Origin of the sequence: Frigoribacterium sp. RIT-PI-h, from assembly GCF_001297205.1 — a bacterium.
Classification (GTDB): Bacteria; Actinomycetota; Actinomycetes; order Actinomycetales; family Microbacteriaceae; genus Frigoribacterium.
In genome coordinates this window covers 166,441-179,744 of record NZ_LHOZ01000076.1, presented here as the reverse complement: position 1 = coordinate 179,744, position 13,304 = coordinate 166,441, and the positions used below count along the sequence as shown (strand labels likewise).

Below are 13,304 nucleotides of genomic sequence, written 5' to 3'. Positions count from 1 at the left end.
CGACCCGCGAGCCGTCCCGCCCGCCGGGGCCGCGCCTCCTCGCGTGCGCCGAACCCGACCCCCCCGCCGTGACCACTCCACCGTGAACACCCCTCAGACAGGACCTGCCTCGTGACCACCGTCGTCCACCCGGGTGACTCCCTGACCCGCCGCCAGCGGCTCGTCTACGTCGTCGTGCTCGGCGCGCTCACCGCGCTCGGGCCGTTCACGATCGACCTCTACCTGCCGGCGTTCCCGGAGCTCAGTCGTGACTTCTCGGTCGACAGCGGGGTCATCCAGCTGACCCTGACGGCGACCACGATCGGCTTCGGCGTGGGCCAGCTGCTGGTCGGTCCGTGGAGCGACAAGGTCGGCCGCCGCACGCCGTTGATCGTGGCGACCGCCGTGCACATCCTCGCCAGCATCGGTGCCGCCAGCGCTCCGACCATCGAGCTGCTCGCGGTGTTCCGGGTGCTCCAGGGCATGGGGGCCGCCGCCGGTGGTGTCGTCGCCATGGCGACGGTGCGCGACCTGTTCGGTGGGCTGCCGCTCGTGCGCATGCTGTCGCGCCTCGCCCTGGTGAACGGGCTCGCCCCCATCGTCGCGCCCGTCATCGGTTCGCAGCTGCTGGCCTTCACCAGCTGGCGGGGCATCTTCGTGTTCCTGGTGGCCTACGGCGCGTTCGTGATCATCGCCGCGATCTTCCTGATCGTCGAGACCCTGCCGCCCGCGCGACGGCACGAGGCCGGGCACACGACCCTCGGGCAGCGATACAAGGTGCTCTTCAGCGACCGGATCTTCGTCGGCGTCGCCCTGATCGGGGCGATGGTCTTCTCGGGCCTGTTCTCGTACCTCTCGGCGTCGTCGTTCCTCTTCCAAGAGGTGTACGGCCTGAACGCCCAGCAGTACGGCTACCTGTTCGCGATCAACTCGCTCGGGATCGTCGCCGGCGTCCAGATCAGCTCGCGGCTGGCCCGCCGGGTCGGGCCGCAGTGGATCCTCGCCTGCTCGACGGTCGTGCTGCTGCTCGCGGCCGCCTCGATCGTCGTGCTCGACTCGCTGGGCGCCGGGCTCGTGGGCATCCTCGTGCCGTTGTGGTTCTTCATCGCGGCCTGCGGGTTCTCGTTCCCGCAGGTCCAGGTGCTCGGCCTCGCCAACCACGGGAAGGAGGCGGGCACGGCGGCGTCGCTGCTCGGCGCGCTGAACTTCGGCCTGGCGGGACTCATCTCGCCGGTGGTCGGGTTCCTCGGCATCGGCTCGGCCGTCCCGACGGGCAGCGTCATGGTCGCCACCTCGTGCGCGGCCATCGCGCGCCTGTGGCTGCTGGTGCGCCCGCGGACGGCGCCGGCGCCCGGGCGCTGACCCGCGCCTCCTGCTCGGCGGGCGCCGAAGCGCCCGTCGCGGTCGTCGACCCGCGCGTCGTGGTCGGCGGTCGTCGACCCGCGCCTCCCGGTACCGTCTGGGGATGCGCACCGACCCGCCCGCCCCGACGCCCGCCTCCCCGTCCGAAGAACGGGTGGCCCGCCGCGCGCAGCGACGGTGGTGGGTGTTCAGTGCGCTCGGCGCCCTCGGCGTCGTGCTGCTGCTGGGCGTCGTGATCACGGCCCGCGCCGGCGTGATCGGCGTCGACGAGCGGTTCATGGGCGAACTGGTCGAGCACCGCAGCCCGTTCTGGGACGTCCCCTCGTTGATCTTCAACTCGATCGGCGCCGGGGTGGTCGGCGTCTTCGTCGTCCCGCTGGGCGTCACCGCGGTGTTCCTGTTGCGGCGCCGCCCGTGGGCCGCGCTCGACGGGATCGCCGCCTGCGCGGTCGGTGCCGGGGTCGTCCAGGTCGTCAAGCACCCGTTCGGCCGCGCCCGCCCCGAGGACATCCTCGTGGTGAGCGACTACGGCTCGTTCCCCTCGGGGCACACGTCCAACGCCGCGACGCTGGCCGTCGTGCTCGGAGTGATCCTTCGACGCGTCTGGGTGTGGGTCGCGGGTGTGGTCTACACGGTGCTGATGCTGCTCAGCCGCACGTACCTCGGCGCGCATTGGCTGACCGACACGATCGGCGGGCTGCTGATCGGCGCCGGGGTCGCGGTGGTGCTCTGGGCGCCGGTCGCGCACCGGCTGCTCGACGAGCAGGAGCGCGTGCGCGGTCGGGGCTGGATCTGGCAGGGTCGTCCCGCCTGACGGTGCCGGGCGGGCGATCGATCACGGGCGAGCCCGTGCATGGCGGTCGCGCGGCGTCGCCCGGTGGCGCCGAACTCGCCCGGACCGCGGGGCGCAGGATGCCTAGGCTGGCCGCATGACGGACTCGCTCGAGCAGGCCAGGGCGGAGGCCGCCGCAGCGGTCGCCGCCGCCGAGAAGGCGAAGCAGGACGCGGAGGCGGCCATGGCGCGGGCCGAGCAACTCGCGGCCGAGGCGGATGTCGCCGACGCCGCGGCCGACGCCGGGCTCACCGAACCCGAGCCGGTCGCGGGCGCCCCGGTCGAGGGGCTGCCCACCCCGCCCGGAGGGCCCCTCGACGAGGCCGCGGTCGACGTGGTCCGAGCGGGTTACGGCTTCGACGGTCCCGCCCTCGGGCGCGGCGCCCTCGTGAACGGCGAGGCGCGGGTCGACGTGCCCGTGCGCATCCCGCTCGCGATGCTCAACCGGCACGGGCTCGTGGCCGGGGCGACCGGCACGGGCAAGACCAAGACCCTGCAGGTGCTCGCCGAGCAACTCTCGGCGGCCGGGGTGCCGGTGTTCGCCGCGGACGTCAAGGGCGACCTCTCGGGCATCGCGACCCCGGGCGAGGCGAGCGACAAGCTGTTGGCCCGTACGCGGGGCATCGGCCAGGACTGGTCGCCGCAGGCCGCACCGACCGAGTACTTCGCCCTGGGAGGCAAGGGCACCGGCGTGCCGGTCCGCGCCACGGTCAGCGGTTTCGGGTCGCTGCTTCTCAGCAAGGTGCTCGGCCTCAACGACACCCAGGAGAGCAGCCTCGGCCTGGTGTTCCACTACGCCGAGCGGGCCGGGCTGCCGCTGCTCGACCTCGCCGACCTGCGGGCGGTGCTGACCTGGCTGACCAGCGACGAGGGCAAGGGCGAACTCGAGGGACTCGGCGGGCTGAGCAAGCAGACCGTCGGGGTCATCCTGCGCGAGCTGATCACCTTCGCCGACCGCGGGGCCGACGCGTTCTTCGGCGAGCCCGAGATCGACACCGCCGAGTTCCTCCGCACGGCCGACGACGGTCGCGGCATCGTGAGCCTGCTCGAGGTGCCCGGGGTCCACGACCAGCCGGCGCTGTTCTCGACCTTCCTGATGTGGCTGCTCGCCGACCTCTACAACGACCTGCCCGAGGTGGGCGACCTCGACAAGCCCAAGCTCGTCTTCTTCTTCGACGAGGCGCACCTGCTGTTCACGGACGCGTCGAAGGAGTTCCTGGCCCAGATCACGCAGACCGTGCGGCTCATCCGGTCGAAGGGCGTCGGCATCGTCTTCGTCACGCAGACCCCCAAGGACGTCCCCGGCGAGGTGCTCGCGCAGCTCGGCTCACGCGTCCAGCACCAGCTGCGCGCCTTCACACCCGACGACGCGAAGGCCCTGCGGGCGACGGTGTCGACGTACCCGACGAGCGACTACGACCTCGCCGAGGTGCTCACCACCCTGGCCACCGGGGAGGCGGTGGTGACGGTCATGAACGAGAAGGGGGCTCCCAGCCCGGTCGCGCGGCCCCGCCGCCGCGCCCCGCGTGGCTCGCCGCCGCCGCCCCCCGCCGACGTCTTGGCGGCCCCCGCCCCCGCCTCGCCGCTGCCCGCCGCCTACGGGGCGTCGATCGCCCGCGACTCGGCCCGCGAGATCCTGGCCCGCAAGCTCGAGGCCGCCGCGCTCGACCAGCGCGAGCGGACCGACGCCGCGGCACGTCAGGCCACGATCGACGCCCAGCTGAAGGAGGCCGCGGCCCGCGAGAGGGCGGACGCGAAGGCGGTCACCGCCGCGGAACGCGAGCGGAAGGCCGCCCAGGCCGAGTACGAACGTCAGCAGGAGGAGTTCGAGCGGGCCGAGCGGGCGGCCGCGAAGGCCCGTGCCGGACGCGGGGCGACGACCCGCGCCTCCTCGGGGTCCCGCTCGTCGCGGGCCGGGTCGACAGGGGGATTGCTCGGTGAGGTCCTCGGGTCGAGCGCCGGCAAGGCGGTCGGGCGCGAGGTCGTCAAGGGCACCTTCGGCGCGCTGCGCCGGCGCTGATCCCCGAGCCGGCCCCGCCCGCGTCCGGCGGACGGGGGCAGGCGCCGCTGCCGAACGCCTGGAAGAGCACCCCGAGGGTGCCGGTCGCCAGGGCGAACAGGGTGCCCGCGACGGTGACGCCGATCCACGGGCGGCTCTCGTACCAGTAGGGGCTGTCGGGGTAGGCGGCGAAGAACTCACGGCGGGTCAACGGATGCGGCAGGACGGCGGTCGGGATGCCGAGCGCGTCGACGACGGCCTCGACGGACGCCTCGGACCAGTAGGTGCCGCGCATGCGGAACAGACGACGTCCCTCGCCGTCGAGGGCGAGCAGCTGCGTGACGGTCTCGGTCGAGTGGTCACGGTAGGTGCGGACGAGCACGAGAGAGTCGATCTCGTCGCGGCGCAGCCGCACGAAGCCGGGCAGCCAGCCGCGCTTGACGAACTCGGTGCGGGTGACGGCGGCGTACGAGAGGCGGTAGCGCCAGTACATGAGCAGCCCCATGACCACCACGCCGCAGGTCACGGCCAGGACGCCGCTCTGGTGACCGGTCGGCAGGGTCAGCCAGAGCACCGCGACCAGCACGGGCGACAGGCTGAAGACGCCGGTGAGCGTGGCACCCCGCGCGATCTCGCGTCGCGGCAGCACGGTGACGGCGCCGCGCTCGGTCGGCATCGCCGCGTCGGTCGTGCTCATGTCGTCCCCCAAGGTTCGGCGTGATCCCGAGTCCCCCGACCCGAGGCTGCTGCTGTCGGGGCAGCGCCGTGCCCTCAGCGTAGACGATGCGTTCGCACAGATACCGGACCCGTCCACCCCAGTGCGGGGAGCCCGCGATCGGGTGGGGTGAGCGGGTGTCAGCTCTCGGCGCGGTCCCGGAGGCGCTCGATCTCGCGGCGATCGCGCTTGGTCGGGCGGCCTGCACCGCGGTCGCGGACCGGCACGGCGGCGACCTCTTCGCGCGGCGGTGGCGGGGGAGTGAGGTCGGTCAGGGCCTCGGCCGCGGCCGGTGCGCCGACGCGTTTCACGAGGCAGGTCTTGACGACGACGATGCGCTCGAAGCCCGCGATGCGTGCCCGGACCTCGTCGCCGGGGCGCACGGCCTGGGCGGCTTTCACGCGTTCGCCGTTGACCCGCACGTGACCGGCCCGGCAGGCGGCGTTGGCGGCCGAGCGGGTCTTGTAGAGCCGGACGGCCCAGAGCCAGGCGTCGACGCGGGCGGACGTGAGGGGCGGCATGCGTCGATGCTACGGGTGACCGCCGACCTCGACGACCGGGGCCTGGGCTCAGAGGTCGTCGGCGGCGACGCGCACCGGGGTGCCGCCGGTCACGCGGACGAGCTCGTCGAACGTCGTGGCGAAGACCGTGTTCGCGGTGCCGGCGCTCGCCCAGAGCACGTCGTGGGCCTGCAGCGCGGTGTCGACGAGGGTCCGCACCGGGCTGGGGTGGCCGGCCGGGGCGACGCCGCCGATCACCTGTCCGGTCGCGCGCTTCACCTGGTCGGCGTTGGCCCGCATGATCGGGCCGTGGCCGAGCGTCGACGCCACGAGGTCGGTGTCGACGCGGTGGGCACCGCTGGTGAGCACGAGCAGGGCTTCGTCGCCGGTGCGGAACACCAGGCTGCTGGCGATCGCCCCCACGTCGCAGCCGAGGGCGGCGGCGGCCTGGGCGGCGGTGTGGGTGGACTCGTCGAACTCGCGGACCTCGCCCTCGGCGCCGGCGGCACGGAGGGCGGCGACGACGGTGCGGGCGCGCGGCGGCAGGGCAGCGGCGTCGAGGTGCTCCGAGGAGGGGCGGTGCGCGTCGGTCATGCCCCCGACGGTAGCCATGAGGGAGCCTCAAGCTCAGCAGCGACACGGGGGCGTCCGCCGGGCCCCGCGGAGTCCGGTACGCTGGTCTCGGTCGTGCGCCGGTTCACCGTGTGCCCGCCCTGGAGGATTCGCCTAGTGGCCTATGGCGCACGCTTGGAAAGCGTGTTGGGTGCAAGCCCTCAGGGGTTCGAATCCCCTATCCTCCGCGACAGAATGGCCCTTCCCTTCGGGAGGGCCATTCGTCGTTCTGTGCTGGTCTGGCGCCCTCCGGGCGCGTGCGGCTTCGCCGCGGGCGGCAGGCGTGACTTCGGGCGCGGTGGCTCGTCGACGTTGATGCGGCCGCAGCCTCGTCAGCGGCCGACACGACGTCGCTCGCCGATGAGGGTGGCCCTCGCCGGCGCAGAGTGCCGCTGATGAGCTGTCCGGCGTCGAGCGCCACCGACGCGCGGCCACGCCGACCGCGACCGCCGCCGATCGGACGGCGATGCGCTCGAAATTGTTCGAGCCTGCCCACGGGGTCTTCTTGTGCTGACGGAGGCGCCACCGGGAGACATATCCATGAGCCCCTTCGTCGGAGGAATCCCTCTCCCGTTCTCGAGACCCGCAGGTGGCCCGACAGACGGTCGTTCACCGGGACACCTGCTCGAGCTGTTCTCGGCGGGCTGAGGTCAAGTGGCGCCTGGCCTGGGAATTCGCGTATGCCTGTCCCGCAAAAATGCCCGGTGATGGGTGTCTGAACGCTACAGTCGTCGGATGCTCGTCGGATACGCCCGCGTGTCGACCTCGGGCCAGGATCTCGCAGCGCAATGTGACGGTCTTGCAGCACTCGGTGTTGACGATCAACACGTGCATGTTGACCACGGCCTCTCGGGCACCAGTCGAGCGCGGCCAGGTCTCCGAGAAGCGCTTGCCGCATGTCGTGCTGGCGACGTTCTGGTCGCCACGAAGCTCGACCGTCTCGCTCGGTCGTTGCGTGACGCCACCGACATCGCGGATGAGCTGACGAAGAAGGGCGTTGCGCTGAACCTCGGGGGAGCGGTCTACGACCCCACCGACCCGGTCGGCCGGCTCCTGTTCAACGTCCTCGGCATGGTGGCCGAGTTCGAAGCTGACCTCATTCGTGCTCGCACCCGAGAAGGCATGGCGATCGCCAAGGCCGCCGGCAAGCTCCGCGGCCGCAAGCCCAAGCTCACCGCGTCGCAGGAGAAGCACCTCGTGCAGCTGCACCGCACCGGCGAGCACACGACCAGTGAGATCGCCGAGCTGTTCGACGTGGCGCGATCGAGGGTCTACCGAGCGATCCAAAGAGCCGAGCAGGCCTAGATGGCACCCGAAAGAAGGGAGCCGCCCCGCCGAGAGCGCCTGAGGAACGGCCGCCGCCGTCCAGCACCACCGCGGACACGCGCTGAACTAGACGAGTGGCGACGGGATCGCGCCAACAGTGGAGCTCCTACATGGTGGCCTCGATCGTCATTATGGCTTTGGAGGTGGCTTGTCCGGCCCGTCCTGCGCTTCCTACGCTTCGTGTTCAATGGCCTGTAGGACCCAACACTGTTCCATTAGCCGATCGAGCAGCGGGCGCGAGTCGACTAGGTCAGTGGGTCCGGAGCTGATCTGACTACTTTCGAGTCATGCCCGATCGCCCGCTACCGCCCGCCCCAAGTGAGCAGCATCAACTGCGGCGGTACCTGGAAGCTGCCGTCCAGGAGTGGGGCGTGACGTACTGGCACGAAGACCGAAACTGGACCTCGGCTAATGGTCGCGAAGTCGTCTGCGGATGGGGGACCTACATCGACCGGGGGTCCCAGCGGGTGCCGATCAAGGTCTGGTTCGACGGACTTGACCATGACATCGCGATCTACGGTGAGCATCGGCGCAAGGACGAGTACGCCGAGTGGCAAGACCTCGCGGTCATGTCCACCGTGCTTGACGAAGTGATCAATGTTCTCGATCGGATGCGGCAGCCCGTCCGGTAGGGGATCGGTCAGGGAGACAAGTGCCAGAGCGTCAAGCAGGGTTGCAAACGGACCCTTGCTTTCCACATGGTTAAGTGAATAACTTGTCCACATGGAAAGCAATCATGCTCAGAGTCCTGCCTCTGCTCGCGACGCCCTGCATGGTCTCGAGCGTGACAGACTCGAACTGGCGCGAAGAACGCGTTCACCACGCTGGTATTACCCGGGGCTGGCACTGTTCACGGCGGCGATACCCCTGGCTCCCCTTGCTGGAGGCGTATGGGTCTTCGTTGTCATTGCTTTCGCTTGTCTCGGGATCGTCGGCCTCGAGCGGGCCTTCGTGCTCACAACGGGGATCTCCACGAACAGGGTCCCTGGCCCCAGATCGCTGATCGTCCTCGTCGTAATGGGCATCGTGGTGCTCACGATGGTCTTCGTTTCCGGCCTCGCCGTGAATGCGGACTCCACGGAATGGGCGTTGATGGCCGGTACGGTGAGCTTCCTCGTCATGTTCCCGGGCGGATACGTCTATGACCACTTCTATGGCCAGGAGCTGCGGCGTGGCGTCTAGAGCACAATTTGACGAATCGATCCATGCTCCGACGAGGCTCCGCCTTTGCGCTCTTCTCCGCCCCGTCGACCACATCGATTTCTCGGTCCTCGCCATGACTCTAGGGCTGAGCGACGCGAACCTGTCCAAGACCGTCCGCGCGCTCACGGAACTCGGATACATGAGTACGACAAAAGAAGCCTCCACGACCAGGCGGGACGCGCGTCGAACCACCCGCATCGCACTCACGCCCGCGGGCCGGGACGCAATCGACGGGCACCTCGCCGCCCTCCAAGACCTCGCATTAGCCAAGGACCTGAGCGCTACAGCAATCGACCGTTGACTGCCCGATAGCCGATCGGCCAGCGGTCACTGTAGGTCGGCATGGCCGGGTGCGCCCCTCGCGAGAGGCGCACCCGTGGTCGCCGGCTCAGGCCTTGACCTTGAGTTGCCTTGCGGGGGCGGTCTTTGCGTGGGTGGCGTAGATGACGAGGCCGACGAAGGTCAGCCCGCCGACGAGGTTGCCGAGAACGGTCGGGATCTCGTTCCACACGAGGTAGTCGCCGAGCGTGAAGTTGCCGCCGAGCATGAGTCCGATGGGGAAGAGGAACATGTTGACCACCGAGTGCTCGAAGCCCATGTAGAAGAAGAGCATGATCGGCATCCACATGGCGATGACTTTGCCGGGGAGGCTGTCGGACATCATGGCGCCGACGACCCCGGTGGAGACCATCCAGTTGCACAGGACCCCGCGGACAAAGAGGGTGAGCATCCCGGCAACCCCGTGTTCTGCGTAGCCCCGGGGTCCGGCCTTCGCCGATGTGTCCGATCGCTTGTCCGACCTCGCTGACGTCGGAGGAGAAGCCGAAGGTGAAGACGATTGCCATGAGAAGTGCTGTGGTGAGGGCGCCGGCGAAGTTGCCTAGGAAAACGAGCCCCCAGTTTCGCAGGACCGCACCGAGGGTCACGCCGGGTCGTTTGTCGAGCCAAGCGAGAGGAACCAGGGTGAAGACCCCGGTGAGCAGGTCGAAGCCCATCAGATACAAAAGGGAGAACCCGACGGGGAACAGGACTGCGCCCAGCAAGGGGGAGCCGGTTTGCACGCTGATGGTGACGGCGAAGACTGCCGCGAGAGCCAGGATCGCCCCGGCCATGTAGCTGCGGATGAGAGTGTCTCGGGTTGAGAGCAAGGCTTTGGCGTGGCCGGCGTCGATCATGCGGGCCGCGAAGTCTTTGGGGGCGATGTACGTCATGAGTATGTTCTCTCCGCCGTCACCACTGGTACTTCAGGAACTTGCCGTCGATGACGATCCGAACACGGTCGCCCTCGGGGTCTGCGCGGCGAGCGAGTTCGATGTTGCAGTTGATCGCGCTCATGATTCCGTCACCGAATTCTTCGTGGATGGCTTCCTTGAGGGCCGGGCCGTAGACACCGAGAAGTTCGTAGAAGCGGTAGATCGTGGGGTCGGACTTGAGTTCGTCGCCCATCACTCGGTATGGCTGTTCCTGCAGCGCGGCTACGGTCTCCTCGTCCAGGTCGAGCAGCTCGCCGGCCTTCGCTGCCAGCTCCTTGGGGAGGGCGTGAGAGCCGAGCAGCGCGGCGATCGTCCAGAGGAGTGGGCGGTCGAGTTCGTGGGCGAGCTCGGCCCACGTTCGACCAGACGTCGCGGCAGCCTTCCTGACTGTGCTCGTTGCCTCGTCGCGTCTGTCGTTCCATGCGGTCATGTCGGTCTCCTTCGGATAAGCGATCGAATCTCGCCAGATCACTGTCGAGGTCGCAAGTCTTGGCGGACAGGCTTTCCGCGAAGTTGACCCGGCAGATCGCGCAGACCGGGGCAGCTTTTACATGCTTGAAATAACGCCGCAATCGGCGTTCATGTGTCCTCGCTTAGCGTGAAGTTCGGGAGGCCCTCATGGCTGGCGGCGAGATGATGAACGACGTGACGCTCCTCGCGGCGGTCGTTCAAGATGCGCCCGTACCGCTGTGGGTCATCGATGAGAAAGGCTTGTTGTCGCTGGCTAACGACTCCGCGGCCCGCTTCCTCGGGTACCGCCGAGGCGCTGACCTGCAGGGCGGGCCAAGCCACGACCTGCTGCACAGACACCGTCCGGATGGTTCGCCGTACCCGTCTCACGAGTGCCCAATCATCAGCCTAGGCAGCGCGAAGGCCTCAGCTGAGTGGTTCGTCACGCTCGCGGGCGACGTCCGGGAGGTGTGCTGGACGACCAAGCCCGTCGGCACGTCCGGGCACGTACTCCTGACCTTCGCGCAGCCGCACCGCCGGCACCACGAGACGATGAACAGCCACCGCCCGCTGGTCCGTCAGATGTCGACGGCTGGGTCCCACACGCGGCTCCACCGCGAGTTAAGCCAGGTAATAGATGAGCGCTTCGTCGATCCGTCGTTCTCGACCGCGTCACTAGCTGACGCTGCCCACTTGTCGGTCCGATCGGTTCAGGTCATCTTCGCCGCGAGAGGTCGGTCACCGGCCGCGGAAATTCGTCGACGACGGCTGGATCATGCTCGATATCTTCTCGAGCGCGGGATGACAGTGCAAATGGCCTGCCACGAGTCCGGGTTCCTCGACGCCAGCACGTTCGCCCGTGCGTATCGGCAGCACTTCGGCTTCCCTCCTAGCCGTACATTGCGCGTCAACGAACTACCATCGCCACCGCTGTCGGGCTGATCCAACCCCAAACGCGACGCAGCGTCCCGATAGACGATCGCCAAGAGGGACGTGGTCTATGCCGTCGTGAGGACGGCCAGTCCTGGGGACGCTTCCCTCGACGAGGCGCCATTGAGGGGGCCGTTGGATTATCGGCCTCAACGGTGGGCTCTCGAGGGCTATTCTTCCGACCGTGAACGAGTACGCCCGTCCTGTCTTTGAAGGCGTCCGCGAAGTGATGCGTTCCCACAACATGGGCGACCAGCCGACCTGGGATTCTGGGGAGCGGTTCCGCCCCGTCGGTGCTGTTGCGCAGGCTCTCATCGAGTATGTCGATCGGGAGTACGACGTCGTCATTGATGCTCCGGTCGTGCTGCCGCCCACATACGCGCGTTGGCTCGGCCACGACGTGTCACGCATTGTTCGCATCTCGTCGGGTCGCTCCGGCGAGGTCACGGTGTGGCTGGTATTCCGTTCGGAGCCAGGAGTCATCTCTGTTTTCGCCGGGCTCTTCAGCCAGTTCGACATGTGGTTCTGCGGTTGTGACTTTTGCGATGAGACCTGGCAGGAGGTCGCCGACGCTCTGGAGGAAGTGTTCCTGCAGCTGGCCCGCGGTGGCGTCGCTGAGAGCCTCGAGCATGGACGGTCCCGACGAGCTCGGTGGTCTCTGACTAGCTCGAGCAGGGACTGGTCAGGCGTCATGCCGCTCAAGGGCGTTCGCAGGCGTGAGCGACGCCTCTGGGCTGAGCAACTTACTGAGTTGCCCGAAGGTCGTTGGTCCGGGTGGACCCCACGCCCGCCGGCCCTGCGTCACACCGATCGAGACCGCGCCACCTAACGCGAGGTGCTCCGTCCCGATAGGGGATCGGTGGCCGGCCGCTTGAGCGGGAGTGCAAGACTGGCTCAAATGGATTAGCGCCTGTCAGGATGACGGCATGGGAAAAGCCGTCGTCTTGCTCCTGGACGATCCGCGTCGTGCCGTCCTCGAGGTGGAAGGCTGGAGCGTTGCAGCCCGGTCGTTCGGGGCGCAGCTGGATGCGCTGCGCGTCGACCGGCAGCGATTGCAGCAACTGGTGGCCGGGGTGGAGCGCTCCGGTTCCCTTCGCGAGCTGACGGTGGCTGACGTCGATGCCGTACTGAGCCTGGACGCGGCGACCTTTGACGACTATCCCGGGAGCGTTGCGACACGTCATGAACGACTCGACAGGCTCCGAGCGACTCCTTCCGTCTCTCGACGCGCCTTTGGGGTGTTCCTGCCGGCCGGGGAGCTGGTCGCCATGACCTTCGTCGATGTCGAGGGGGTCACAGCCGAGACCAATTTCACAGTCGTCCGTCGCGATCAGCGGGGGCGGGGGCTCGGTCTCGCCGTGAAGGCTTGCTCAGTCCTCGCGCTCCTCTCGTACGGCGTGACCCGGTTCCGAACGGGAGGGTCGGCCGACAACGCGGTCATCCTGCGAGCGAACGATGCCATGGGCTACATCCGCGACGAGGAGTGGGTCACCCTCGAACAGGACGCCCGATAGGGGATCGGCCACCGGGGCGAGGTCCAGTAGCTAGCCTGAGCGCGTGAGAGGTGTCGGCAAGCTGAGATGGCTCGGGGTCGTTGTGTCGGTTCTGGGCCTGGTCTTGGCGACCTTGTCCTTTGCGTTAGCGGACGGCGACGGGGCCGTGATTCTCGTCGGTGTACTTGCCGCTGCGTCAGGCCTGCTCGGGTTCGCGACGTTCTTTCTGAGCAAAAGGCCTAGATCGCCGTCCGATGACATCGATGAGACTGCCCGGTAGCCAATGACTCCCGGGCTATGCGCCGACGGGGTGAGCTAGAAGCAGGTGGAACGAGGGCGGGCACGCGAGGTCAGGCGAGATGGGAGGGCAAGATGAGTGCCATGGCACCCGCAGACCTTCTTCTTGCGATCGGGCTTGTGTGCGTCGTCGTCGCCGTTGGGATGAACATAGTCACGGCCGCTCGTTTAAGTGGTGGCAAGGCGATGTCGAAAGAGCGTCGCATCCGCTCTGCTGTGCTCACGGTCTCTATTGCTGTTGTGGGGCTGGTTTGCATGGTCGCTTGGTTCGTGCAGTCTTAGTTGCTCTGCCGAGCAAGCACGGGGCCGTCGTGTGCCCGTTAGTCGATCTATGCGCGGAGAGTCTTGCTGGT

At 68.5% G+C, this 13,304-nt stretch carries 15 protein-coding genes, 1 tRNA gene and 1 pseudogene; 12 read left to right on the top strand and 5 right to left on the bottom strand.

The window, feature by feature from the left end:
• Positions 1-111: 111 nt before the first annotated feature.
• The 3 genes from AEQ27_RS11185 (at position 112) to AEQ27_RS11175 (ending at position 4,193) form a co-directional block, all read left to right on the top strand.
• A complete protein-coding gene (locus AEQ27_RS11185) occupies positions 112-1,341 on the top strand; it encodes a multidrug effflux MFS transporter (protein ID WP_054146718.1) in 1,230 nt (409 codons plus the stop codon).
• Between the two features lie 103 nt (positions 1,342-1,444).
• Positions 1,445-2,155 carry a phosphatase PAP2 family protein gene (locus AEQ27_RS11180; protein ID WP_082383457.1) on the top strand — a complete coding sequence of 237 codons (711 nt, stop codon included), beginning with the start codon at positions 1,445-1,447 and terminating at the stop codon, positions 2,153-2,155.
• Between the two features lie 115 nt (positions 2,156-2,270).
• Positions 2,271-4,193 carry a helicase HerA-like domain-containing protein gene (locus AEQ27_RS11175; protein WP_054146717.1) on the top strand — a complete coding sequence of 641 codons (1,923 nt, stop codon included), beginning with the start codon at positions 2,271-2,273 and terminating at the stop codon, positions 4,191-4,193.
• On the opposite strand, the gene AEQ27_RS11170 is transcribed toward AEQ27_RS11175, so the two are convergent.
• The 3 genes from AEQ27_RS11170 to AEQ27_RS11160 form a co-directional block, all read right to left on the bottom strand.
• Positions 4,159-4,869: a hypothetical protein gene (locus tag AEQ27_RS11170; protein WP_054146716.1), complete on the bottom strand. Its 711-nt coding sequence runs from the start codon at positions 4,867-4,869 to the stop codon at positions 4,159-4,161. The genes AEQ27_RS11175 and AEQ27_RS11170 overlap by 35 nt on opposite strands.
• A 158-nt stretch (positions 4,870-5,027) precedes the next feature.
• The gene (locus AEQ27_RS11165; RefSeq protein ID WP_043592898.1) at positions 5,028-5,408 is read right to left on the bottom strand and encodes an RNA-binding S4 domain-containing protein; all 381 of its coding nucleotides are present in this window, start codon (positions 5,406-5,408) and stop codon (positions 5,028-5,030) included.
• 48 nt (positions 5,409-5,456) lie between these two features.
• A complete protein-coding gene (locus tag AEQ27_RS11160) occupies positions 5,457-5,981 on the bottom strand; it encodes a YbaK/EbsC family protein (protein WP_054146715.1) in 525 nt (174 codons plus the stop codon).
• A 121-nt stretch (positions 5,982-6,102) separates the two neighbouring features.
• Here AEQ27_RS11160 and AEQ27_RS11155 point away from each other — a divergent pair.
• The 5 genes from AEQ27_RS11155 to AEQ27_RS11140 all read left to right on the top strand — a co-directional run bounded on the left by AEQ27_RS11155 (position 6,103) and on the right by AEQ27_RS11140 (position 8,829).
• Positions 6,103-6,187 (top strand) — tRNA-Ser (locus tag AEQ27_RS11155).
• 547 nt (positions 6,188-6,734) lie between these two features.
• On the top strand, positions 6,735-7,304 hold the full coding sequence (locus AEQ27_RS11150; RefSeq protein ID WP_054146714.1) for a recombinase family protein: 570 nt from the start codon (positions 6,735-6,737) through the stop codon (positions 7,302-7,304).
• Between the two features lie 308 nt (positions 7,305-7,612).
• Positions 7,613-7,957 (top strand): hypothetical protein, encoded by a 345-nt coding sequence (locus AEQ27_RS17335; protein ID WP_152970269.1) that lies wholly within the window; start codon positions 7,613-7,615, stop codon positions 7,955-7,957.
• Between the two features lie 91 nt (positions 7,958-8,048).
• Positions 8,049-8,507, top strand: coding sequence for a hypothetical protein (locus AEQ27_RS17330; protein WP_152970328.1), 459 nt, complete (start codon positions 8,049-8,051; stop codon positions 8,505-8,507).
• Entirely contained in the window at positions 8,467-8,829 is a 363-nt protein-coding gene (locus AEQ27_RS11140) for a transcriptional regulator (RefSeq protein WP_369813635.1), read from the top strand. The genes AEQ27_RS17330 and AEQ27_RS11140 overlap by 41 nt, the downstream gene beginning before the upstream one ends.
• Before the next feature lie 87 nt (positions 8,830-8,916).
• Here AEQ27_RS11140 and AEQ27_RS11135 read toward each other — a convergent pair.
• Positions 8,917-9,739, bottom strand: a pseudogene (locus AEQ27_RS11135) (formate/nitrite transporter family protein).
• A gap of 19 nt (positions 9,740-9,758) precedes the next feature.
• Positions 9,759-10,211: a cyanase gene (cynS, locus tag AEQ27_RS11130; protein ID WP_054146748.1), complete on the bottom strand. Its 453-nt coding sequence runs from the start codon at positions 10,209-10,211 to the stop codon at positions 9,759-9,761.
• A 188-nt stretch (positions 10,212-10,399) separates the two neighbouring features.
• On the opposite strand from cynS, the gene AEQ27_RS11125 reads away from it, so the two are divergent.
• The 4 genes from AEQ27_RS11125 to AEQ27_RS17325 all read left to right on the top strand — a co-directional run bounded on the left by AEQ27_RS11125 (position 10,400) and on the right by AEQ27_RS17325 (position 13,233).
• The gene (locus AEQ27_RS11125; RefSeq protein WP_054146711.1) at positions 10,400-11,173 is read left to right on the top strand and encodes a helix-turn-helix domain-containing protein; all 774 of its coding nucleotides are present in this window, start codon (positions 10,400-10,402) and stop codon (positions 11,171-11,173) included.
• Positions 11,174-11,345: 172 nt separating this feature from the next.
• The gene (locus AEQ27_RS11120; RefSeq protein ID WP_054146710.1) at positions 11,346-11,990 is read left to right on the top strand and encodes a DUF6226 family protein; all 645 of its coding nucleotides are present in this window, start codon (positions 11,346-11,348) and stop codon (positions 11,988-11,990) included.
• Between the two features lie 97 nt (positions 11,991-12,087).
• The gene (locus tag AEQ27_RS11115) at positions 12,088-12,675 is read left to right on the top strand and encodes a hypothetical protein (protein ID WP_054146747.1); all 588 of its coding nucleotides are present in this window, start codon (positions 12,088-12,090) and stop codon (positions 12,673-12,675) included.
• Between the two features lie 360 nt (positions 12,676-13,035).
• Entirely contained in the window at positions 13,036-13,233 is a 198-nt protein-coding gene (locus tag AEQ27_RS17325) for a hypothetical protein (RefSeq protein WP_152970327.1), read from the top strand.
• Positions 13,234-13,304 lie beyond the last annotated feature (71 nt).